General features: G+C 69.8%; 16 protein-coding genes. 14 read left to right on the top strand and 2 right to left on the bottom strand.

Translation table 11 applies throughout. The features are described from left to right. Positions 1–51: 51 nt before the first annotated feature. The 7 genes from SYV04_RS31125 to SYV04_RS31095 all read left to right on the top strand — a co-directional run bounded on the left by SYV04_RS31125 (position 52) and on the right by SYV04_RS31095 (position 4,968). Positions 52–690 (top strand): lytic transglycosylase domain-containing protein, encoded by a 639-nt coding sequence (locus SYV04_RS31125; protein ID WP_422723990.1) that lies wholly within the window; start codon positions 52–54, stop codon positions 688–690. Positions 691–819: 129 nt separating this feature from the next. Next, the gene (locus SYV04_RS31120) at positions 820–1,536 is read left to right on the top strand and encodes a hypothetical protein (protein WP_321549599.1); all 717 of its coding nucleotides are present in this window, start codon (positions 820–822) and stop codon (positions 1,534–1,536) included. Between the two features lie 23 nt (positions 1,537–1,559). Further along, positions 1,560–2,024, top strand: coding sequence for a social motility and stimulation tgl protein (locus tag SYV04_RS31115; RefSeq protein ID WP_321549598.1), 465 nt, complete (start codon positions 1,560–1,562; stop codon positions 2,022–2,024). Between the two features lie 23 nt (positions 2,025–2,047). Beyond that, on the top strand, positions 2,048–2,800 hold the full coding sequence (gene tgl / locus SYV04_RS31110) for a social motility TPR repeat lipoprotein Tgl (RefSeq protein WP_321549597.1): 753 nt from the start codon (positions 2,048–2,050) through the stop codon (positions 2,798–2,800). A 13-nt stretch (positions 2,801–2,813) separates the two neighbouring features. After that, positions 2,814–3,200: a helix-turn-helix domain-containing protein gene (locus SYV04_RS31105; protein WP_321549596.1), complete on the top strand. Its 387-nt coding sequence runs from the start codon at positions 2,814–2,816 to the stop codon at positions 3,198–3,200. Positions 3,201–3,208: 8 nt separating this feature from the next. Then, positions 3,209–3,943, top strand: a complete 735-nt coding sequence (gene recO, locus SYV04_RS31100) for a DNA repair protein RecO (RefSeq protein ID WP_321549595.1) — start codon at positions 3,209–3,211, stop codon at positions 3,941–3,943. A 23-nt stretch (positions 3,944–3,966) separates the two neighbouring features. Beyond that, a complete protein-coding gene (locus SYV04_RS31095; RefSeq protein ID WP_321549594.1) occupies positions 3,967–4,968 on the top strand; it encodes a carbohydrate kinase family protein in 1,002 nt (333 codons plus the stop codon). A 51-nt stretch (positions 4,969–5,019) separates the two neighbouring features. On the opposite strand, the gene SYV04_RS31090 is transcribed toward SYV04_RS31095, so the two are convergent. Both SYV04_RS31090 and SYV04_RS31085 read right to left on the bottom strand, forming a co-directional pair. After that, complete coding sequence (locus tag SYV04_RS31090; protein WP_321549593.1) at positions 5,020–6,420, bottom strand: hypothetical protein; 1,401 nt, start codon at positions 6,418–6,420, stop codon at positions 5,020–5,022. 6 nt (positions 6,421–6,426) lie between these two features. Then, entirely contained in the window at positions 6,427–7,500 is a 1,074-nt protein-coding gene (locus tag SYV04_RS31085) for a vWA domain-containing protein (RefSeq protein ID WP_321549592.1), read from the bottom strand. A gap of 175 nt (positions 7,501–7,675) precedes the next feature. Here SYV04_RS31085 and SYV04_RS31080 point away from each other — a divergent pair, with 175 nt between their 5' ends. The 7 genes from SYV04_RS31080 to SYV04_RS31050 all read left to right on the top strand — a co-directional run bounded on the left by SYV04_RS31080 (position 7,676) and on the right by SYV04_RS31050 (position 20,244). Next, complete coding sequence (locus SYV04_RS31080) at positions 7,676–9,001, top strand: hypothetical protein (protein WP_321549591.1); 1,326 nt, start codon at positions 7,676–7,678, stop codon at positions 8,999–9,001. Between the two features lie 62 nt (positions 9,002–9,063). Further along, positions 9,064–11,223 (top strand): serine/threonine protein kinase, encoded by a 2,160-nt coding sequence (locus tag SYV04_RS31075; protein ID WP_321549590.1) that lies wholly within the window; start codon positions 9,064–9,066, stop codon positions 11,221–11,223. Between the two features lie 72 nt (positions 11,224–11,295). Beyond that, positions 11,296–13,527, top strand: a complete 2,232-nt coding sequence (locus SYV04_RS31070; RefSeq protein WP_321549589.1) for a protein kinase domain-containing protein — start codon at positions 11,296–11,298, stop codon at positions 13,525–13,527. Between the two features lie 77 nt (positions 13,528–13,604). Continuing rightward, on the top strand, positions 13,605–14,597 hold the full coding sequence (gene glyQ / locus SYV04_RS31065) for a glycine--tRNA ligase subunit alpha (RefSeq protein WP_321549588.1): 993 nt from the start codon (positions 13,605–13,607) through the stop codon (positions 14,595–14,597). Then, entirely contained in the window at positions 14,587–16,692 is a 2,106-nt protein-coding gene (glyS, locus tag SYV04_RS31060; protein WP_321549587.1) for a glycine--tRNA ligase subunit beta, read from the top strand. Before glyQ ends, glyS begins: the two co-directional genes overlap by 11 nt. 91 nt (positions 16,693–16,783) lie before the next feature. Next, positions 16,784–18,178, top strand: coding sequence for a YncE family protein (locus SYV04_RS31055; protein ID WP_321549586.1), 1,395 nt, complete (start codon positions 16,784–16,786; stop codon positions 18,176–18,178). Then, complete coding sequence (locus SYV04_RS31050; RefSeq protein ID WP_321549585.1) at positions 18,175–20,244, top strand: hypothetical protein; 2,070 nt, start codon at positions 18,175–18,177, stop codon at positions 20,242–20,244. Before SYV04_RS31055 ends, SYV04_RS31050 begins: the two co-directional genes overlap by 4 nt. Positions 20,245–20,250 lie beyond the last annotated feature (6 nt).

Raw genomic sequence — 20,250 nt, 5'->3', positions numbered from 1 at the left:
CGGCTCCACAGCGTGAGTTCCGGGTGCGCGAAGCTGCCGCTGATCGCGGGCATGGCGCTCGTGTTGTCGGCACGCATCGTCCCCGTGGTGAGCGCACCGGCGCCCACCCCCGTAGTGCCGCAGGTCGCCCTCGCGGAGCCTACCTCGCACGACGCGGCCCTCATCGACGCGGTGCTCGCCAAGCGGGCGCCCGATCTCGGTCTCACCCTGCGTCGCCAGCTCGGCCAGGCCATCGCCGAGGAGGCCCGCAGCACCGGGTATGACCCGCTGCTGATCCTGGCCATCATCGATGTGGAGTCGGACTTCGCGGAGGAGGCGGTCTCCGTGAAGGGCGCCCGGGGGCTGATGCAGATCAAGCCCAGTACGCTCCACTTCCTGGCCGAGAAGCAGGGCCTGCGCCTGTCCCGGGAGGAGGTGGCGGCGGATCCCGCCCTCTGCGTCCGGCTGGGCATCCGGTACCTGCGCACGCTCCAGGAGCGTTTTGGAGGCGACCTGGAGTTCGCCCTCATGGCCTACAACGCCGGCCCCACCCGCATCCGCAAGGCCATCAAGGAGGGCGAGTTGGAGGCCTTCCGGCGCTACCCGAGGCTCGTCCGGAGGGACTTCCGGCGGTTCCGCGAAGGGGAGGGGCTGGGCGGAGACTGGGCCCTCGCCCAAAGGGAAGGCAACGGAGAGCCCTCCCAGCCCTGAACAAAACGTGAATGTCCCTGCCGCGTGCGCGTTCACATTCGTGTACGCGCGCCTTGTCCGGTCCCGCAGGGTGCGCTAATGGGGCTGCAAGTTCCTGGGACCGTTGAGGATTTCCCAGGAGTGAAGCGCATGCACCGCTCGATCTTGACCGCCGCTCTCGTCTCCCTCGCGGCCTTGATGGCGCCCGCCTCGGCCTTCGCAGGATCCGTGTACCTCAACGGCGTCCGCATCGACGGGGTCACCAACCAGAAGTTCGAGAAGGCCACCGTCCGCATCGACGACAAGGGCGATGTCTACATCGATGCTCCTGGCTACGCGGTTCGCGTGATGACCGCGCCGCCCACGCCCGCGGCTCCGGCCACCCCCGTGCCCGTTGCTCCGGCACCGCCTCCGCCCGCCGCTGCTCCCGCCGCGCCGGCCCAAGCTCCGGCCGCCGCGCCGGCTCCGGTGGCTCCGGCGCCTGCGCCCGCTCCCGATGAGCCCGCGCGCCTGACCCGGCGCTACTGGCTGGTGACCGAGCAGCCGTCCCCGGGCATGGCCGGGTATGACATCGACGTCTACATCAATTCCCAGTGGGTCCGGAAACTCAAGAATAGCGAGGGGCAGGTCGTCACCGAGGTCACCCGCTACCTGCAGCCGGGCAAGAACGCCGTGCTGATGAGCGCCCGAAAGGTGGTGGCCGGAGAGCAGAAGAGTTATTCGCCTCAGCACTACTTCAAGGTCATCATCGGTGAGGGCAACGTGGGTGGGAACAACGTGATGATCGACAACCCGATCATCCGCTTCCAGCGCACGGCCGCGGACACGCAGGATGTGTCCGAGGAGTTCACGCTCACCACGCGGTAGCGCCCGAGGAGGCGGTCGGCACCTTGTTCAATATCGATGAAAGATATCGCGGGTTGCCCGCGAGCCGCGAACAGGTCATCGCGCTCCACACGTCGCTGAACTCGCCGCACCTGTTCATCCCCGGCAAGCCGGCCGGGCCCGCGCAGGCCTTCATCCTCGGGCTTCGGGGCTCGACGGGCTTCGCGACCTTCATCTACCTGTACCTGTCCGAGGCCGCCGACTGTGCGGTGTACGTGTCCGGCAAGCGCAACACGAGCTTCGAGGAGTATCTGGCGGAGGAGGGCGAGGCGCTCGCCTTCGTCGAGTCCATGGGCTTCATGATGGACAACTCGAACTGGCGCGCGCTGGCGCAGCCCACGCAGGAAGAGCTGCTGAAGACCCTGCCCGTCTTCTTCCGTGACCCCCGGCAGGTGCCCGCCGTGCAGAAGCGCGTCGAGGAGAAGCGCAACGCGGCCACCACCCTGGGCCGCTTCCTCGCCGCCTTCTGAATCTTCTCCCACCGAGTTCCTCCATGCTCCGCGTCTCCTTCGCCTGGCCCCTCGCGCTCGCGCTCCTCCTCTCCGGCTGCAAGCACATCCCCACGGAGAAGGAGCGGCAGAGCGCCGATATCCACTACAACCTGGGCATCCAGGCGCAGCAGGCCGGAAACATCCAGGAGGCCCTGAGCGAGTACCAGAAGGCGGTCACGCTGGACCCCGAGAACGCCGATGCGCGCAACGCGCTGGGGCTCGTGCTGCACGAGTCCTTCCGGCGGCCGGTGGAGGCCATCGAGCACTACGAGAAGGCGCTCGAGCTGCGGCCGAACTTCTCCGAGGCTCGGACGAACCTGGCCAACGTCCACCTGGCCCAGGGGCGGTATGACGAGGCCATCAAGCTCTACGAGCAGGCGCTCAACGACATGCTCTACCCCACGCCGTTCATCGCGCAGGGCAACATGGGGTGGGCCTACTACAAGAAGGGCGACACGGCGAAGGCGCTGGAGAACATCCGCGCCGCGGTGACGCTCAATCCCGGCTTCTGCCTCGGGTACAAGAACCTGGGCCTCATCCACGACCAGACGGGCAACACCGAGGAGGCGTGCCGCCAGTTCACCCGCTACCGCGAGGCGTGCCCGGACGTGGCGGATGCCCACATGCACGAGGCCGTGTGCCTGGCCAAGACGGGCCAGGTGGACGCCGCGCGCGAGCACTTCACCACGTGCGAGACCAAGGCGACCCAGCCCGTACTGAAGGACGAGTGCCGCCGCCTGCGCGAGCACCTGTAGTTCCGGAGCGGCCGTGGACTACGTCGATTTCGGCAAGTACCTCGTCCAGCAGCGTGAGCTCCGGGGCATGTCGCGCGACGACATCTCCCGCGCGACGAAGATCCCCCCCAGCCTCATCGTGGCGCTGGAGGAGGGGCAGGTGGAGCGGCTGCCGGCCCGGATCTTCGTGGTGAACTATGTCCGCGCGTACGCGCACGTCATCGGGCTGGCTCCCGAGGAGGCCGTGCTGCGCTACGAGGAGGTGGACCGGGCCACCCCGTCTCCGAGCCCCGCCGCACTCGAGAAGGAGCGGCGCAAGCGCGCGTGGGTGGGCCTGACGGTGATGCTGCTCGTCACCGCGCTGGGGGTGTACGCGTTTCTGGTCGTGACCGGGAAGCTTCCGCGCCCCTTCGCGGGTTGAAAGAGACCATGGAGCGGTTCGACGACGACGCGCTGGTGCTCTCCACCCTGGACTATGGGGAGGCGGACCGGCTGGTGACGCTCCTCACGCGCGAGCACGGCAAGCTCACCGCGTTCGCCGCGGGGGCACGCAAGAGCAAGCGGCGCTTCGCCGGCGCGCTGGAGCCGTTCATGCGCCTGCGGGTGCAGCTCGTCGAGACGCGCGGCAGCACCGTGCGGCTGGACTCCACCGACATCCAGGCTGGCTACTACACGGCCCGGCAGGACCTCTCCCTCATCGCTCGGGCCCTGTACGCCGTGGAGTTGTGCCGCGAGCTGACTCGCGAGCATGAGCCCCACCCGGAGCTGTTCGTCCTGCTGGAGCAGTACCTTGCCCGCCTGGATGCCAAGGAGGCAGGCCCTACCTCGCTGCTCGCTTTCGAGCTGAACGCGCTGGCCCTCGCGGGCCTCATGCCTCGCTTCGATGCGTGCGCGCTGTGTGGCGGGGCGCCGGGAGAACGGCCGCGCTTCGATCAGGCCCACGGCGGCGCTGTGTGTGAGCCGTGCAGCGGTCGGGCCCGGGACTCGGTGGCGGTGCCTCCGGAGCTGCTGTCGGGCCTGCGCGCGTTGCAGGAGGGCCAGCGCACTCCGCTGCCGCCCGAGCTGCGGGCCCGCGCGCGCGGCATCCTCAATGTCTTCATCTCGCACCACCTTGGCCGGCGCCTCAAGAGCGTGGACTTCATGGCCCAGGTGGGGCTGGACTGAGCAGCGCGGCGGAGGAGGACTCCATGGCGGACGCGGCACCGGTGCTCGACATGGTGTGCATGGGCGAGACGCTGGTGGACTTCCTCCCCACCGAGGCCGGCCGGCGCGTGCGTGAGGTGTCCGCGTGGGCTCCCGCCATCGGCGGTTCGCTGGCCAATGTGTCCGTGGGGGTGGCCCGGCTTGGTGCGCGCTCAGGGCTGGTGACGGTGGTGGGCGAGGATGAGTTCGGCCACTTCCTCCGCGAGCGCCTGGCCGCCGAGGGCGTGGACGTAAGCCACCTGCGACAGGTGAGCGAGGCGCGCACCGGCCTGGTCTTCATCTCGCTGGATGCGCGTGGGGAGCGGAGCTTCACCTACTTTCGGACGCGCTCGGCGGAGTTCCTGCTCGGTGAGCGGGATGTGGACGCGGCCTTCCTCGCGCGGACGCGAGTGCTGCACTGGGGCTCCAATTCGCTGCACCTGCCCGAGGCGCGCGTGGCGGTGCAGCGGGCGGCGGAGCAGGTGCGTGAGGCGGGCGGCATCGTCAGCTGCGATCCCAATCTGCGACTCCACGCCTGGGCGGACCGGAGCGAGCCCAAGGGCATCCTCGAGCGGCTGCTGCCGCTGTGCTCTGTGGTGAAGCTGTCCGAGGAGGAGATGCCCTTCGTCACCGGCACGACGGATGTGCGTGGGGCCCTGGAGTACCTGCGCGATCTCGGTGTGTTGCTGCCGGTGGTGACGCTCGGAGAGAAGGGCGCGGCCTTGCTCTGGCACGGCGAGGAGGTGCGCGTGCCGGCACCTCAGGTTCGCGTGTTGGACACCACGGGCGCTGGGGACGGTTTCGTCGCGAGCTTCCTGTACGGGCTCACGCGGCGCTACGCGGACGCTCAGGCGCTGCGCGCGGCGACGCGGGAGTCCCTGGAGGAGCTGGCCACCTTCTCGTGCGTGGTGGGCTCGCGTGTCGTGGAGCGGCTCGGCGCGGTGGCGGGACTGCCTCGCGCCGATGAGGTGCTCGAGCACATGCCCGCGGATCTGCGGCCTCGCTGAGTCGGAGGGCAGGAGCGGCGGGATGGTGCGTGCCGCTCCCAGCTTCGGGGCTCAGGGCAGCTCGGTGGCAGGGCAGAAGCCCGACTGCGGCGCACAGGCTCGGAGGTAGACGTGCGGCTGGCGCTGCGCATCCGAGCAGTAGAAGCGGGTGCCCGTCTCGTTCTCCACCTGGAAGCCTCGGCACGAGAAGGTCTCCCCTGGCGCTTGGGTGTCCGGGGGGCAGGAGCCGCCTTCTCCCGTGGTGCAGGAGTAGATGACGTCGCCACAGCTGAAGCCCGAGGGACAGTCCGCGTCGCCGGCGCAATGCACTCCACAGAAGTTCCGGGTCTGGCCCTCGCTGATGAAGGTGAGGCACGAGGCGTTGCCGCCGCAGACGCTGGAGTTCGCCGTGCAGTCCAGGCAGTCCGCGCGCCCCGTGCGCGGGGCACACACGCCGGAGGACGGAGCGCAGAACAGGTTCACCTCGCAGCTCGCGTTGACGCGGCAGAAGTCGATGCACTGGCCTCCTTCACAGGCCTGCTTGTCCGAGCAGTCCCCATCGCGGCGGCAGCCCGGGCGGCAGCGCGCCATCAGCGGATCGCAGAACTGCCCGAAGGCGCAGTGCTCGTCGATCGTGCAGGGCCCGCTGGGAATGCAGCGGTCCGTGGTGATGTCGCAGAAGGTGTTGCCGGGGCAGTCGGCGTTCGTCGTGCAGTTGCCGAGCGCCTGGCAGAAGCCAAAGCTGTTGCAGTACTGGCCCGACCTGCAGCCCGAGTCGTCCCGGCACAGACAGGCGCCCGAAACGGCGTCACAGAAGCTGCCCGCCCCACATGCCGCATCGCTGATGCAGACGCAGCGCTCCCGGGCGTCGTCCTTGCGGTAACCCGTCGGGCAGCACGAATCTCCGTTGCACACGCACGCCTTCACGTTGGCGCTGTAGGTGTGGTCCGGCGGGCAGCAGGAGGTCTTCGCGCAGACACAGTCGCCGCGCTCGGGATCGAACCGGTGGTCCACCGGGCAGCACTCGTCCGAGTCGCACACGCACTGCTCGGCTTCCGGATCGAACTTGAAGCCCTGCGGGCAGCAGTTGTCCGCGCTGCAGCGGCACGCTCCCGCCTGGGTGTCGAACGTGTAGCCCGCGGGGCAGCAGTCCTGCTCGCCGCACTCGCAGCGGTTCTCCGGGCCGTTCCACACGTGGCCCACCGGACAGCAGGAGTCATCCCGGCAGACGCAGGACTCGCTGCCCTCGGAGTATTCGTGGCCTTCGGGACAGCAGGCGCTGTCGCGGCAGACGCACACGCCCACCTCGCAGGCCATGCCTTCCGGACAGGCCTGGTCGGTGAGGCACTCGCACGTGTCGCCGTTGGCCGTGTAGCCCACGGGGCACTCGGGCGAGAGGGCCGTCCGCGCGCACGCCGACAGTCCCAGCACGGCCAGGAGCGTCAGCAGGAGGAGGGCAGGGGAGCGGTTCACGGGACCTCAGGGAAGGGCGATGGCGTACTCGAAGCGCAGGACCGCGCCCGGAGGAGGAACGTAGTTGCCCAGGAAGGTGACGCTCTGTGTCTCCTCCCGGTACTGCCACCCGTTCACCACGTCCCGGGGCACCAGGGTGCCGTTGACGCGCACGGTGAGGGTGGCGGGATCCGGCTTCAGTGACAGCGGGAACACCCGGCGCAGGGTGTTGAGGGCCGCGGCGATCTTCACCAGCGTGTTCTCGAAGGAGATATCGCAGATGGAGCCGATGATTCCGCCCGTCCGCGTGGCCACGGCGCTGTAGCGGAAGGCGGGATCGGCCCGGCCGCCGAAGTAGTTCTCCTCACCCGGCGGGAAGCAGCCATCCGGCGTGGTGCCGCCGATGATCGACAGCGAGGACAGGTTCTCGTTGCCCGGCCCCTTCAGGCTGCGCAGGAAGCGCGTGTAGTAGGTCGGCTCGCCGTAGGAGTTGTCGTCCTCGTCGGTGACGACGATGACCGCCAGCGCCGCGTTGGGTCGCAGGAAGCCCGCGTTGGGACCGCCGCGGTTGGGCTCGCTCAGCGCCAGCTCCATCATCCGCAGCCCCAGCTCCAGCCGCGCGCGCGAGCCGGTGGGGAAGGTGGTGTTCTGGATGAAGACGCCGCGCGGGTTCGGCGTCGCGTTGGTGATGATCTTCGTGGTGCCGCGCAGCACTCCCCGATCATTGAAGTTCGTGGAGATGACGCCGATCTGGAAGCGGACCTGGAGCGCCAGCAGCTCCTCCAGGAAGCGCGCGAAGTTGTCAGTGAGCGTCTGCCGCTGGTTGGCCATCGAGCCGGAGTCGTCCACCACCCAGAGGATGTCGACGATGCCGTCCGACTGGCGCTGCACGTCCACCTGCACCGCGGGGATCGCCGGCGGATCGCGCACCTCGACGCGCTGGGTGACAGAGCGGTCCACCGTGGGCGGCAACAGCTCCACCGGCGACACCCGCGGCGGGGCCACCACGGGCACGGCCTCGCCACGCCCGGACTCTCCGCTCACGCTGTCACAGCCGAGCGCCACCACCAGCGCCATCAGCAGGCCGACACGAAGCTTCATGGCGCCGAGAATGTCGTAAGCCCCTCCGGCGCCGCAAGTTCATGGACACTCGGATCCGAGGGCGGTGTGACACAAAAGTCGCGGTTCGGTTTGCGGGTTCCACCCATGCCGGGCATCATCCGCGCCCACGGTGCCGCGACAAGGCCGGTTCACGGCGGCGCCGCAGAGCCGGTTCATGAGACCCCTCCACGCACTTCTGTTGTGTCTCGTCGCCGCCGGATGCCAGTGCGGCCCCGACGCGTTGCCCACGCCCGTCACGCTCCGCATCCGCAACACGACCTCCCAGGCTGTCTTCGTGGATGCCACCGACGACACGCTGGGGCTGCGCGTCCAGCGCCACGTGGGCGATGCGTGGTTCAGCTTCGTGGAGGCTCCGCCGTGCCCGTGTCTGGCGTGCGACGTCATCTGTGACGACGCGTGCAACTGCCAGGATGCCGAGCCGATCCGCCGGGTGCAGAAGATCCCCGCGGGCGCGACCGTCGAGCGCACCTGGAGCGGGTTCGTGCAGGTGGATCAGACGGCCTCGTGCCGCGACCCCGCCGGAGAGCTGCAGGGCTGCCTGGAGCAGGAAGTCCCTCCCCTCGATGAGACGTTCCGGCTGCAGCTCTGCTACGCGACGTCGGTGCCGGGCCTCGGCCCCAATGAGGGCCTGACGCCCGTGCCCGGAACGCTCCCCGAGGATGGGACGGTCTGCGTGCTGCAACAGTTCGCGGTGGCGGATGGCGTGGTGGAGGTTGGGCCGACGCCTCCTCCGCCCTGCTCGCGAGACTCGGAGTGTGCCTCGGCCGGTACGGTGTGCCTGGCCGGCGTGTGTACCAATACGTGCCCCGCGCATGGGTTCCCTGCCGTGGGAGGCTCCTGGCAGGTGCGCGTCCTGGAGCCCGAGGAGCAGGGCGTTCCGGGCTTCTTCGCCACCAGCACGGGCACCGGTGGGCGGCGCATCTTCACCGGTACCGGCACCCTGACGTCCGTGCGCTACTCCAACGGCACCATGACGCTCCAACTCGCCCGCGCGGCCGCACCCGCCGGGGAGCACAAGGCCATCGTCTCCATCGCGCTCCCCTCGGAGGCAGCGGTCACCCTCCGGGTGGGCGAGCAGCTGGCCGTGCGGGTGGTGGATGCCTCGACCTCCTCCCTGCCAGAGAACCGCGCGCTCACACTGCGCGCCTCAACCGGCATGCTGCTGCTGGCGGCGGACCCGGGGCAGCTCGGTGCGGTGCTGGCCGCCGAGGACACCCAACCCTTCACGGTGGTTTCGCTGCCGCGCACGGTCGGCTGCGAGGACACCCAATGCGGCAAGCGTTCCTTCCTGCGGACCGAGTTCCGCGCTGGCGCCGCCGTGGTGGCGCTCGATCCCGGAGAGTCCGAGGAGGTGGTGGCGGCCAGCGCTACCTGGTCCCTCATCAGCCTCTCCAACAGCGCCTACCGCTCGACCTCCTGCTCGCTCAAGAGCCTGATGCCCTACGTGGTCTTCAACCAGCGCGTGGCCCAGGGCCCCTGAGACGCTTTTGCGCCTGGGGGCGTGACCGGCGCCAGAGGCGCCGCTAGCATGCGGCCCCACCCATGCCCAGACAGGCAGAGGCCAGCGGGGTTGATCCCTACCGTGGCCGGAAAATCGGCAAGTACGAGATCCTCACGCGACACTCCGTCGGGGGCATGGCGGAGCTGTTCCTGGCCTTCACCTCGGGCCCCGGAGGCTTCCGCAAGTTCGTTGCCCTCAAGCAGATCCTGCCGGACGTCAAGACCGACGAGTTCGTCCGGATGTTCCTCGATGAGGCGCGCATCACCGCCGCCTTCTCGCACGCGAACATCGGCCAGGTGTTCGAGCTGGGCGAGGAGGACGGCGAGCTGTACCTCGCCATGGAGTTCCTCCCGGGCCAGAACCTCGAGCAGGTCATGGTCGCCTCCAGCTACGGGAACCCAGTACCCGTCGGGTTCGCCGCTAGAGTGGTCCGCGACGTCTGTCTGGGCCTGCACTACGCCCACCACTTCACCGCGCCCTCCGGCCGCAAGGTGGCGGTGGTGCATCGAGACCTGGCGCCCCGCAATGTGATGGTCACCTACGACGGTGTCGTGAAGGTGATCGACTTCGGCATCGCCAAGGCCAGGGGCCGGCTCAACCGCACCGCGGTGGGAATGGTGAAGGGGACCAGCGGGTACATGTCCCCCGAGCAGGTGCGCAACCAGGAGCTCGACGGACGCAGCGATTTGTTCTGCGCGGGCGTGCTGCTGCACGAGCTGCTGAGCGGCCAGCGGCTGTACAACACCATGGACGAGGACGCGATGATGCGTCAGATCGCCCACTCCGACGCTCCCTCGCCGCGTACCTTCAACCCCGAGGTTTCCGAGGCCCTGGAGTCTGTGGTGATGCGCGCCCTGGCCAGGGACCCGGCGCGGCGCTTCTCCACGGGACGCGAGATGGCCAAGGCCATCGAGCAGGCCATGGGCTCGGAGCTCTTCGATGAGGAGGCGGTCGCCGCGCTGATGCAGTCGCTCTTCGCGGAGAAGCGACAGAAGACGCTGGCGCTCCTGGACTACGAGGAGGAGAGCATCTCGCGGGAGAACCCCATCCCCGCCAGGCACACCCTGGAGGATCCCAGCGACATCGAGCCCACGAACCCGATGCCCGCGCTGCCCTTCCAGGAGACGCTGCCTCCTCGCTCCGCCGCTCCGCGCCAGGCGGTTCCGGGCGCTCGTCCCTTCCCACGAAAGCAGGGCGCGGCGGGCGAGCCGTCCAGCCCCGTGAGGGCACGGCCTCCCTCGGGTCGACAGATGCCCGAGGCTCCCTCTCGAAGGCCTCCCACACCCGACGAGGAGGCCGAGGCCACCCAGGTATCTCCCCCCGCCGCGGTGAAGGCGGCACGCCCTGAGCCCGAGGGCCGACGACCCGCGAGAATGGGCGTGTTCACCCTCGGCCCCTCGGAGCCTCCCACGCCCTCGAAGTCCGAGGAGCGAGAGGACTCGGAGGTGTCCGAGGTCTCCCGCGTCTCGAGGGTCTCTCAGGCCCTGCAGTCCATGGATCGCCCCACGCGCCGGGGGATGTGGCTCATCCTCGTCGTCGTCCTCGCGGGCATCGTCATTCTCTTCCTGCCCGAGGCACTGAAGAGCCGGCTGGGCGCGCTGTTCAGCTCCGCCGGTTCCTGGATGTCCGATCGGCTCTCCGCGACCTCCGAGTCCCAGGCGGAGCCCTCCGCGCCCAGCCCCATGCCCGCCACGGGAGTCGCCGCGCCCTCTCAGGATGCCTACGAGCCGCCGCCGCCGGGGGAGGGCAGCGCCGCCCCGGAGGAGCCCGCGCCCGAGCAGGCACCGGTGAATGCCGCGACGCCGGCGCCTTCCGAGGAGAAGCCTCCCAAGCCCCGGAAGGCCGAGCCGTCCACGCCTCCCACCACCGCGCCGGCCGCGACGAAACCCCCGCCCGCCGCCGCGAAGAAGCCGGCGCCCCCCGCTGCCGTCAAGAAGCCAGAGGAGACGGAGGCAACGGAGGAGACCGGGGAGCTCGAGGAGAGCGCCGAGGCCCCCGAGGAGGCCGCCGCCCCGCCGCCGCCTGCCCCGAAGCCCTCCAAGGCCCCGGCGATTCAAGGGAAACCCGAGGTTCCCGCCAAGAAGCCCGTCGAGGAGGAGGTGCTGGAGCCCGCGGAGCCCTCCGTCGGTCCAGCGGAGGTGGATCCTTCCATCCAGCCGCTGGAGCTCTCTCCTCCGACTTCTCCCGAAGGCGAGCCGTAGCCTGCCGGCCAGCCCCGGATGCGATCACCCCCGTGACGGGTGGGAGAAGCGCGGGTAGCATGGGCGCCGCGCATGGCGATTCAGGCAGGAGCTCCGGTCGACGATCCCGATCGTGGGCGTCGTATCGGGAAGTACCAGATCCTCACACGGCTCTCCGTCGGGGGCATGGCGGAGCTGTTCCTGGCCTTCACCTCGGGGCCGGGAGGCTTCCGTAAGTACGTCGCGCTCAAGCAGATCCTGCCGGACGTCAAGACCGACGAGTTCGTGAAGATGTTCCTCGATGAGGCGCGCATCACCGCCGCCTTCTCGCACGCGAACATCGGCCAGGTGTTCGATCTCGGCGAGGAGGACGGCGAGCTGTACCTCGCCATGGAGTTCCTCGCCGGCCAGAACATCGAGCAGCTCATGAAGGCCGGCATCAAGCGGCAGGACCCGCTGCCCCCGGGCTTCTCCGCCCGAGTGATTCGCGACGTGTGCCTGGGCCTGAACTACGCCCACCACTTCGTTGATCCGACGGGCCGCGCCGTCGCGGTGGTGCATCGCGACATGTCGCCGCGCAATGTCATGGTCACCTACGACGGCGGCGTGAAGGTGATCGACTTCGGCATCGCCAAGGCCAAGGGGCGCCTGGGCCGCACGGCGGTGGGCATGGTGAAGGGGACGGGCGGGTACATGTCCCCCGAGCAGGTCCGGGGCCACGAGCTCGACGGGCGCACCGACCTGTTCTCCGCGGGCGTGCTGCTGCACGAGATGCTCTGCAACCAGCGGCTGTTCAGCGCCGCCGGTGACGCCGCGATGATGATGCAGATCGTGGAAGGGGCGATCCCCCCCCCGCGTACCCTCAACGCCCAGGTGCCCGAGGCGCTCGAGGCCGTGGTGATGCGCGCCCTGACGCGCGACCGCGCCAAGCGCTTCGCCACCGGGCGCGAGATGGCCAAGGCCATCGAGCAGGCCATGGGCGAGGAGCTCTTCGACGAAGAGCGGATGGGCGCGCTCATGGCGGAGCTCTTCGCGGACAAGCGCCAGAAGACCCGCGCGCTGCTCGAGTACGCCAACCGCGACGACGCGCGCATCAGCGAGGCCGCCGGCGCCCTCCAGGACGAGCCCGTTGATTCCGTTCAGACGGCGCAGCTGAGGACGCCTTCGACGCCGTCCAAGCCTCCGCGCTCCGCACCGGGCTCGGCGGGCCACTCTCGTCCGCCCGCATCGGGCCCCCGCCCGCGCAAGCCCGGAAGCGATCCGGCCCAGGCGGCCACGCCCACCACGCCTCAGGGAGGACGGCCGCGCATGCCCGCTCGGGCCGCCGAGCCGGAGGAAGCCGAGAACGTCCAGACCACGCGGCCGTACCAGTCGCGGGCCCCTCGCTCCGCGCCGAGGCGCCCCAGCGAGTCCGTGCCAGTGGTGCGCCCCTCAACGGACCGCTCGCGCACGCCCGTGGAGACGCCGGCCGCCGTGAGCCGCCCGCGCACGCCCGCGGAGACGCCGGCCGCCGTGGCCAAGCCGTCCGAGGAGAAGTCGGGCTGGGCCGGGAAGCTGATCCTGCTCGCCGTCGTGGCGGGGGTTGGCGGGTTGCTCTACCTCGAGCCGGTACGGGCCATGTTCAAGCCCGGATACGACTCCGCGGTGAAGTGGGTGAAGACGGAGCTGGATCTGGAGCCACCGCCGCCGCCCGAGCAGAAGCCCTGGCCTCCCCAGGAGCCTCCGCCCAATCCGCTGGCGGCCAAGCCGCCCGAGCCCACCCCGGAGCCCGAGCAGCCCGAACCCACCGCAACGGAGACGCCGGAGGCGGTGGCGGAGCCCTCGGAGCCGGTCGATCTCAAGACGCCGGAGAAGCTCAGCGGCACGGGCGGCTCCAAGACCGGCGCTTCGACGCCGAAGACGGGCTCCTCCAAGACGAAGCCTCCGCCGGTAGCGAAGGCCGAGCCTGGAAAGCCGGGCACGGGGACCCAGGCGCCCGCGTCGGGCAAGACCCTGGAGGCCGCGCTGGCGGCCGCGCCGGAGACCACCCTGCAGGTGGACCCCTCGGGGGAGGCGGAGGTGCTCGACACCAGCAGCCCCCGGGCCATGAAGAAGGCCAACATCGGCCTGCTGACCCTGCGCACGGTGCCCTCGGCGGCGGTGTTCGACGGCCAGGTCAAGCTGGGCACCACCCCCCTGGAGAAGGTCCCCCTCACGGCGGGCACCTACAAGCTGCGCATCATCGATTCGGAGGGCGCCAGCCGGCTCTTCTCGGCGCCTGTCGGGGTGGCGAAGGACAACAAGTACACGATTCGAGTTTCGGACTTGCCGATGTACCCGGAGTGACCGTCGTCCTTGACGGTCCGGGACCCCCTCACTAGGGTCCGCGCGTTTTCCTTCGCCCTTCCGAAGGACGCTCCGACATGTACTTCCAGGACCTGATCCTCACGCTCCAGAATCACTGGGCCCGCCAAGGCTGCATCATCGCCCAGCCGTACGATCTCGAAGTCGGTGCGGGCACCATGGCCCCCACCACCTTCCTGCGCGCCCTGGGGCCCGAGCCCTGGAACGTGGCCTACGTGCAGCCCTCGCGGCGCCCGGCCGACGGCCGCTTCGGCGAGAACCCCAACCGCCTGTTCCAGCACCACCAGTTCCAGGTCATCCTCAAGCCCGCGCCGAAGAACGTGCAGGAGCTCTACCTGGAGTCCATGCGCCTGGTCGGCATCGATCCGAATGCCCACGATCTGCGCTTCGTGGAGGACGATTGGGAGTCGCCCACCCTGGGCGCCTGGGGCCTGGGCTGGGAGGTGTGGTGTGACGGGCAGGAAGTCACCCAGTTCACCTACTTCCAGCAGTGCGGCGGCTTCGAGTGCCGCCCCGTGGCCGCGGAGCTCACCTACGGGCTCGAGCGTCTCTGCACGTACCTGCAGAACGTGGAGAGCGTCTTCGACCTCGAGTGGGTCAAGGGCGTGAAGTACCGCGAGGTCTTCCACCCCAACGAGGTGGAGATGAGCAAGTACGCCCTCCACGAGTCGGATCCGCAGATGCTCTTCGCGCTGTTCGACGCGTACGAGAAGGAGTGCAAGCGGCTCATCGAGCGCCAGCTGCCGCTGCCCGCGTATGACTACGCGCTCAAGTGCTCTCACGCCTTCAACCTGCTGGACGCCCGGGGCGCCATCTCGGTGACGGAGCGCGCCAACTTCATCAAGCGCGTGCGTGACAACGCGCGCTTGTGCGCGGAAGGCTACCTGCAGATGCGCGAGCGGCTGGGCTATCCGCTGCTGAAGACGCCCTGGACGGTGGGGGAGCAGCCCCCGGTGCTCGAGGGCAAGCCGGCCAGCGACTACTGGAACCACGTGAAGCTCAACAAGCCGGTGGAGAAGGCGGAGAAGGGGGAGGTGGCCCGTGGCGCGTGATCTGCTGCTGGAGGTGGGCGCCGAGGAGATCCCGGCTTCGTTCATCGTCCCCGCGCTGGACGACCTCAAGCGCGTGCTCACCGACAAGATGGGGGAGGCGCGCCTGAAGCACGGCGAGGTGCGTACGTTCGGCACGCCTCGGCGCCTGGCGGTGTGGGTGAAGGACGTGGCGGACGCAGGCGAGGACGTGACGAGCGACAAGCTCGGCCCGAGCGTGAAGGCGGCCTTCGACAAGGAGGGCAAGCCCACGGTGGCGGCCACCAAGTTCGCCGAATCGCTCAAGCTGCCCGTGAGCGAGCTGGGGCGCACCCAGACGGCCAAGGGCGAGTACCTGTCCGCCAAGGTGCAGGAGAAGGGCCGCCCAGCCGCGGAGATCCTCGCCGAGGCGATGCACGCGGCGGTACACGGCATCAACTTCCGCAAGTCCATGCGCTGGGGCGACGTGGACATGGCCTTCGCGCGGCCGGTGCAGTGGCTGGTGGCGCTGCTGGGCTCGGACGTGCTGCCGGTGGTGTTCGGCGACGTGAAGAGCGGCCGTATCACGCACGGCCACCGCTTCCTGGCGCCCGGCGCCATCGAGCTGGCCCGCCCGGCGGACTACGAGGCGGCGCTGGAGAAGGCGCACGTGGTGCCGGACATCGCCAAGCGGCGCGCGATGCTGCTGGAGAAGGTGGGCGCGGCGGCCAAGAGCACGGGCGGCCAGCTGCTGCAGGACGAGTCGCTGGTGGATCAGGTGACCAACCTGGTGGAGCTGCCCAGCCCCGTGGTGGGCTCCTTCGATGAGAAGCACCTGGACCTGCCGCCCGAGGTGCTGGTGCAGGAGATGAAGAGCCACCAGCGCTACTTCTCGCTCACGGACGCCAAGGGCAAGCTGCTGCCGAAGTTCATCGCCGTGTCCAACACGCCGGTGCGCGACGAGACGCTGTCCCTGCGCGGCTATGAGCGCGTGCTGCGCTCGCGCCTGGCCGACGGGCGCTTCTTCTTCGACGAGGACCGCAAGACGCCGCTGGTGGAGCGGGTGCCGAAGCTCGCCCGCGTGGTGTGGCAGGGCCAGCTCGGCAGCTACGCGGAGAAGGTGGACCGCTTCCGCGCCCTGGCCGTGTTCCTGGCCGAGCGCACGGGCAAGGCGGAGCACCGCTCCACCATCGAGCAGGCGGCCACGCTGGCCAAGGCGGACCTCGTCACCGGCATGGTGGGCGAGTTCCCCGAGCTGCAGGGCGTGATGGGACGCGAGTACGCCCGCGCCGCCGGAGAGCCGGAGGCGGTGGCCGTGGCCATCTTCGAGCACTACCTGCCGCGCAACGCCAGCGACGCGCTGCCTACCCAGGATCCGGGCGCCTTCATCGGCCTGGCGGACCGCCTGGACACCCTGTGCGGCATCTTCGCCATCGGCAAGGGCCCCACGGGCGCGGCGGACCCGTTCGGCTTGCGCCGCGCGTGCCTGGCCGTCATCAACATCGTCTTCGAGCGCGGCTACCGCTTCTCGCTGTCGGCGGCGGTGGACGAGGCGCTCAAGCTGCTGGAGCCGAAGATCGCCAACCTCAAGCGCAAGCCCGGCGAGGCTTCGCCGCGCGAGCAGGTGCTGGAGTTCTTCCGGGGCCGGCTCAAGGCGCTCTGGTCGGAGGGCTACCGGACGGACGTCGTCGAAGCGGTGCTCTCGGTGGGCTTCGATGACCTGGTGGCGGCGCGCAAGCGGCTGGAGGCGCTGAGCACCATCGTCGGCCGCGCGGACTTCACCCCGCTGGCGGTGGCCTTCAAGCGCGTGGTGAACATCGTCGAGAAGCAGGGCAAGGACGTGGCCAAGGGGCAGACCAACCCGGAGAAGTTCCGGGACGACCCCGAGCGCAACCTCCACACCGCCTTCACCCAGGCCCGCGGCAAGGTGACCGAGTACCTCAAGGCGGACGACTTCTCCGGTGCCCTCAAGGAGATCACCGGGTTGAAGCCGGCCGTGGACACCTTCTTCGACAAGGTGACGGTGATGGCCGACGACAAGGAACTGCGCGAGAACCGCGTCCGGTTCCTCGTGGAGATTGGCGCCCTGTTCAATCAGGTGGCCGACTTCTCGAAGATTCAGGCAGAAGCGGCCAGCTAGGGGAGAGCGGGCGGGCTGGCGGGTGGGAAATATCCGTAGCCCTTTGTAGTTGCCCGGGGCAGGGGTGGTTCCTACACTCCGCCCCCCTCTGATGCGCCCCCTTATCCTTATCGCCGCGCTGGTCTGGGCGGGGTGTGCCGCGGACACTGAGCCGCAGCCACCCCCGTCCAACCGTTTCGTCTACCCCACCGGGATCGTCCACCGGGACGTGCCCGGTGCGCCCGAAGGCTCGAACGGCGCGCTGTACGTGGCCAGCGCCAACTTCGACAAGTGCTTCGATACGGGCGCGGTCACGGCGCTCGACCTCGATGCGCTGGGCTTGCCCGCGCTCGGCCAGGCGTCGGAGGAGCCCCTCCACATCACCGATCTCAAGGTGAGCTCGGACGCCTACGTGCAGATCGAGAGCTTCGCGGGCGAGATGGACCTGTGGACGCCGGCGGATGGCAGCGCCCCTCGGCTCTTCGTGCCCACCCGCGCCGAGAACAACTACCTGCACGCCATCGACATCGAGGGCGCCACGGGGCTCAAGTGCGCGCAGGGCGGCGAGGCGCGCAACTGCATCCTGGGCGCGCTGTCCCTCACCCAGAACGTGGCGGGCTCCACGGAAGGCGTGCCGCGCGCGCCGTCCCCCCTGGGGGTGAGCGTGGCGGTGGACGCCGAGAACAAGCCCGAGGTGTGGGTGACGCACGTGGAAGCCGCGGATTCGCCGCTGGGCAGCGCCGGCTCCTTCCGCACCTACGTGGTGCGCGTGCCGGGAGACGAGCTGGACGTCAGCTCCGAGGACTTCTTGCCGCTGACGGGCGCGGGGCTGGCGATCGGCGGCGCGCACGCGACGGCCATCGGCTCGCGCTACGCCTACGTCTCGGGCCGCAGCTACGTGGCCAATGAGGTGACGCAGTCGGCCAGCTTCCTGCTGCGGTTGATCGACCGCGACGACACCTCGCGCGTGCTGGAGACCGACCTGCGCTCCATCTACTTCACCCTGGAGGCCCGGGACCTGGCGCTCGGCACCAGCCCGGGAGAGGGCAAGGAGCGCCTCTACATCGCGGCGCGCGCGCCCGACACGCTGCTGGTGGTGGACATCGAGAGCGCCCAGGGCCTGCGGCCGCGCGTCTCCGTGGTGGACTCGGTGCCGCTGCCGGATGGCGCCACCTCCGTGCAGGTCATCCCCCGACCGGGCCTGGCGGACCTGGTGGCGGTGACGTGTACGACCGCCGGGGTGGTGGCCCTCTACGACGCGGCCCTGGGGCAGATCATCTCCCAGGTGGACGACGTGGGCCTGCAGCCCTTCGGCATCACCGTCGACACGCGCGCCAACGCCGCCCGCCTCTACGTCAGCAACTTTGGCGACGGTCGCGTCGCCGTGATCGACATTCCCGACCTGGGCACCGCGCAGGACGCGCGGCTGGTTGCCCACCTGGGGGCACGCCAGGGGCGCGACGAGCGCCGAGGGACCTCTACTTGCTCCCAGGAGGGCGAGCCTTGAAGCGAATCATCCTGAGTCTCGCCCTGGGTGTGGCACTGCTGGGCGCCTGCTCGGACTCGCAGACGTTCCAGACGGCCGCGGGGCTGTCGGGCACCTATGATCTGACCATCGTGGGCTCGTACGTCTTCGTCACCTCGACGGACCGAGACGAGCTGCGGGTGCTGGATCTCGGCGCCGATCCCCGGGACTTCGTCCGCGCGCCCAACCCGCTCGAGCCGCTGGCCATCCCCGTGCTGGACCGGCCCACCTATCTGGCGCGGGACGTGGCCTACGACGCGGAAGGCAAGGAGGTCTACGGCCCCTACATCTATGCGCGCAGCGATGGGGCGCGGGAGATCTCCATCGTGGCCGCCGCCCCCGAGTACCTCAGGGAGGCCAACCGGGTGTCGGCCCAGGTGAAGGCGCAGACGGGCAGGGGCTTCGTCACCGCCTTCGCGGCCCGAGGGCCCCAGGATGGGCGCGCGGAGAGCATCCTCTATTACGCCACCCAGAGCGCCACCGAGGTCACCCTCTACCGGCAGCTGGTGCGCGGCCCGGATGCCATCACCAAGGGCTCCCCGCTGCCGGATGCCGCCCAGGAGGTGCTGTCGCTTCCGGGAGAGACGGTGGCCGCGTTGCTCGTGCTGCCGCCCTCGGCGGAGTTTGGCCCGGAGCCGCTGGTCCTCGCCACGCGGGGCATCCAGGGCACGGCGGGCCGGACGTTCCGGATGGATGCGGCCAACCCGGCCCAGCCCGCGGTGAGCCTGGCCTTCAGCGCGCCGGTGCGCCTGCTGGCCACGCACTCCCAGGTGGCGGACACGTACTTCGGGGCCAACCCGGACAACACCGTCGATGACGCCACGGACGCGCGAGAGGTGGAGGCCGCCTGCGGCGTCGACACCACGCTGCCCGTGAAGCGGACGCTGAGGGCAGGGGAGTATGTCTTCGGCGTGCTCGATGAGAGCGCCTGCGGCGGCGGGACGGGGTGTACGGGCGTGCTCGCGGTGGAGTCCTCCACGGGCGCCGTGGCCATCGACTCCACCAACAACCCCATGCTCCCCATCCGGGCGGGAGGAGGGCTGCCCACGGGGATGGCGCTCGTTGCCCAGTCCCAGGTGCAGATCCGCTGCAAGGAGGTGCGCCAGGTCCAGCAGCGGCCCCTGGTGGCGATCGTCCCCACCTCCAGCGGGCAGATCACCATCTTCGACGCGACGAAGCTGCGCCCCTTCGACTTCAACACCGAGGGCCCCCTGCGCTCGGGCTCCGCGGTGGTGGATGCCGCGGGGACGGCGAAGACGCTGACCCGCAGCGTGGACGCCTATGTCGAGGTGGCCCTGGCGAACGGGGCTTCCCGCAACGACACCTTCCGCATCGTGTACCAGGGCCCGCTGCCGCCCCCCCGGGATCGCATCACCAACCGGGCGGAGAGCTGCTCCGACACCGGGTGCGCCTTCAAGGTCGGCTCCGAGACCGAGGCCCGCTTCCTGCTCATCGATGACCTCATCACCCTGGAGGGCGGCACGGCGACGTGCGAGCTGCCGGTGGTCTCCAAGACGCTCAACGCGGAGACTCCGCCCCAGGTGGTGCTGGGCACCGGGCCGGTGCCGGAGAACTGCGCCGACTTCCAGCGCTTCTCGCTCCGGGCGGGCCCCACCACCCCGACGCCGTTCGCCGTGTACAGCGACACCACGGGCTTCGAGACGCGCATGGCGCTGGGGGAGACCGTCACGCTGGCGGGCGACTACCTGTTCCACCCGCCGGACTTCAACCCCGCGCTGCCGCCCTTCCGGGCCCAGATCAAGCTGGCCAACGTGGAGGACACCGCCGCGGCCCCCCTGCTGCGGGGGGACCAGTACAGCGTCTCCACCACCTCCAGCTTCGAGCCCCACATCTTCGAGGTCGAGATCAGCAGCCTGGCGGGCGGCCTGTCGGACTTCCGGCTACCTGGCCCCGTGGCACACACCCGGGTAGGAGGAACGGATTTCGCTTATATTGCCTACCCCTCGGCAGATGCCATCCTGCAAATGAACCTGCCCTCCATGGAGGACAACACCCCCAACCTCCAGGGACTCATCCCCTATAGGTAAACCCGT

The organism is Hyalangium ruber, assembly GCF_034259325.1.
GTDB lineage: Bacteria > Myxococcota > Myxococcia > Myxococcales > Myxococcaceae > Hyalangium_A > Hyalangium_A rubrum.
This window is presented reverse-complemented; position numbering and strand designations above follow the sequence as displayed.

What these genes read in the sequence shown, in the direction of transcription:
- SYV04_RS31125 (WP_422723990.1), top strand. Translation starts at nt 52, where the DNA reads ATGGCGCTCGTGTTGTCGGCACGCATCGTCCCCGTGGTGAGCGCACCG.
- SYV04_RS31120 (WP_321549599.1), top strand. Translation starts at nt 820, where the DNA reads ATGCACCGCTCGATCTTGACCGCCGCTCTCGTCTCCCTCGCGGCCTTG.
- tgl (WP_321549597.1), top strand. Translation starts at nt 2,048, where the DNA reads ATGCTCCGCGTCTCCTTCGCCTGGCCCCTCGCGCTCGCGCTCCTCCTC.
- recO (WP_321549595.1), top strand. Translation starts at nt 3,209, where the DNA reads ATGGAGCGGTTCGACGACGACGCGCTGGTGCTCTCCACCCTGGACTAT.
- SYV04_RS31095 (WP_321549594.1), top strand. Translation starts at nt 3,967, where the DNA reads ATGGCGGACGCGGCACCGGTGCTCGACATGGTGTGCATGGGCGAGACG.
- SYV04_RS31085 (WP_321549592.1), bottom strand. Translation starts at nt 7,500, where the DNA reads ATGAAGCTTCGTGTCGGCCTGCTGATGGCGCTGGTGGTGGCGCTCGGC.
- SYV04_RS31080 (WP_321549591.1), top strand. Translation starts at nt 7,676, where the DNA reads ATGAGACCCCTCCACGCACTTCTGTTGTGTCTCGTCGCCGCCGGATGC.
- SYV04_RS31075 (WP_321549590.1), top strand. Translation starts at nt 9,064, where the DNA reads ATGCCCAGACAGGCAGAGGCCAGCGGGGTTGATCCCTACCGTGGCCGG.
- SYV04_RS31070 (WP_321549589.1), top strand. Translation starts at nt 11,296, where the DNA reads ATGGCGATTCAGGCAGGAGCTCCGGTCGACGATCCCGATCGTGGGCGT.
- glyQ (WP_321549588.1), top strand. Translation starts at nt 13,605, where the DNA reads ATGTACTTCCAGGACCTGATCCTCACGCTCCAGAATCACTGGGCCCGC.
- SYV04_RS31055 (WP_321549586.1), top strand. Translation starts at nt 16,784, where the DNA reads ATGCGCCCCCTTATCCTTATCGCCGCGCTGGTCTGGGCGGGGTGTGCC.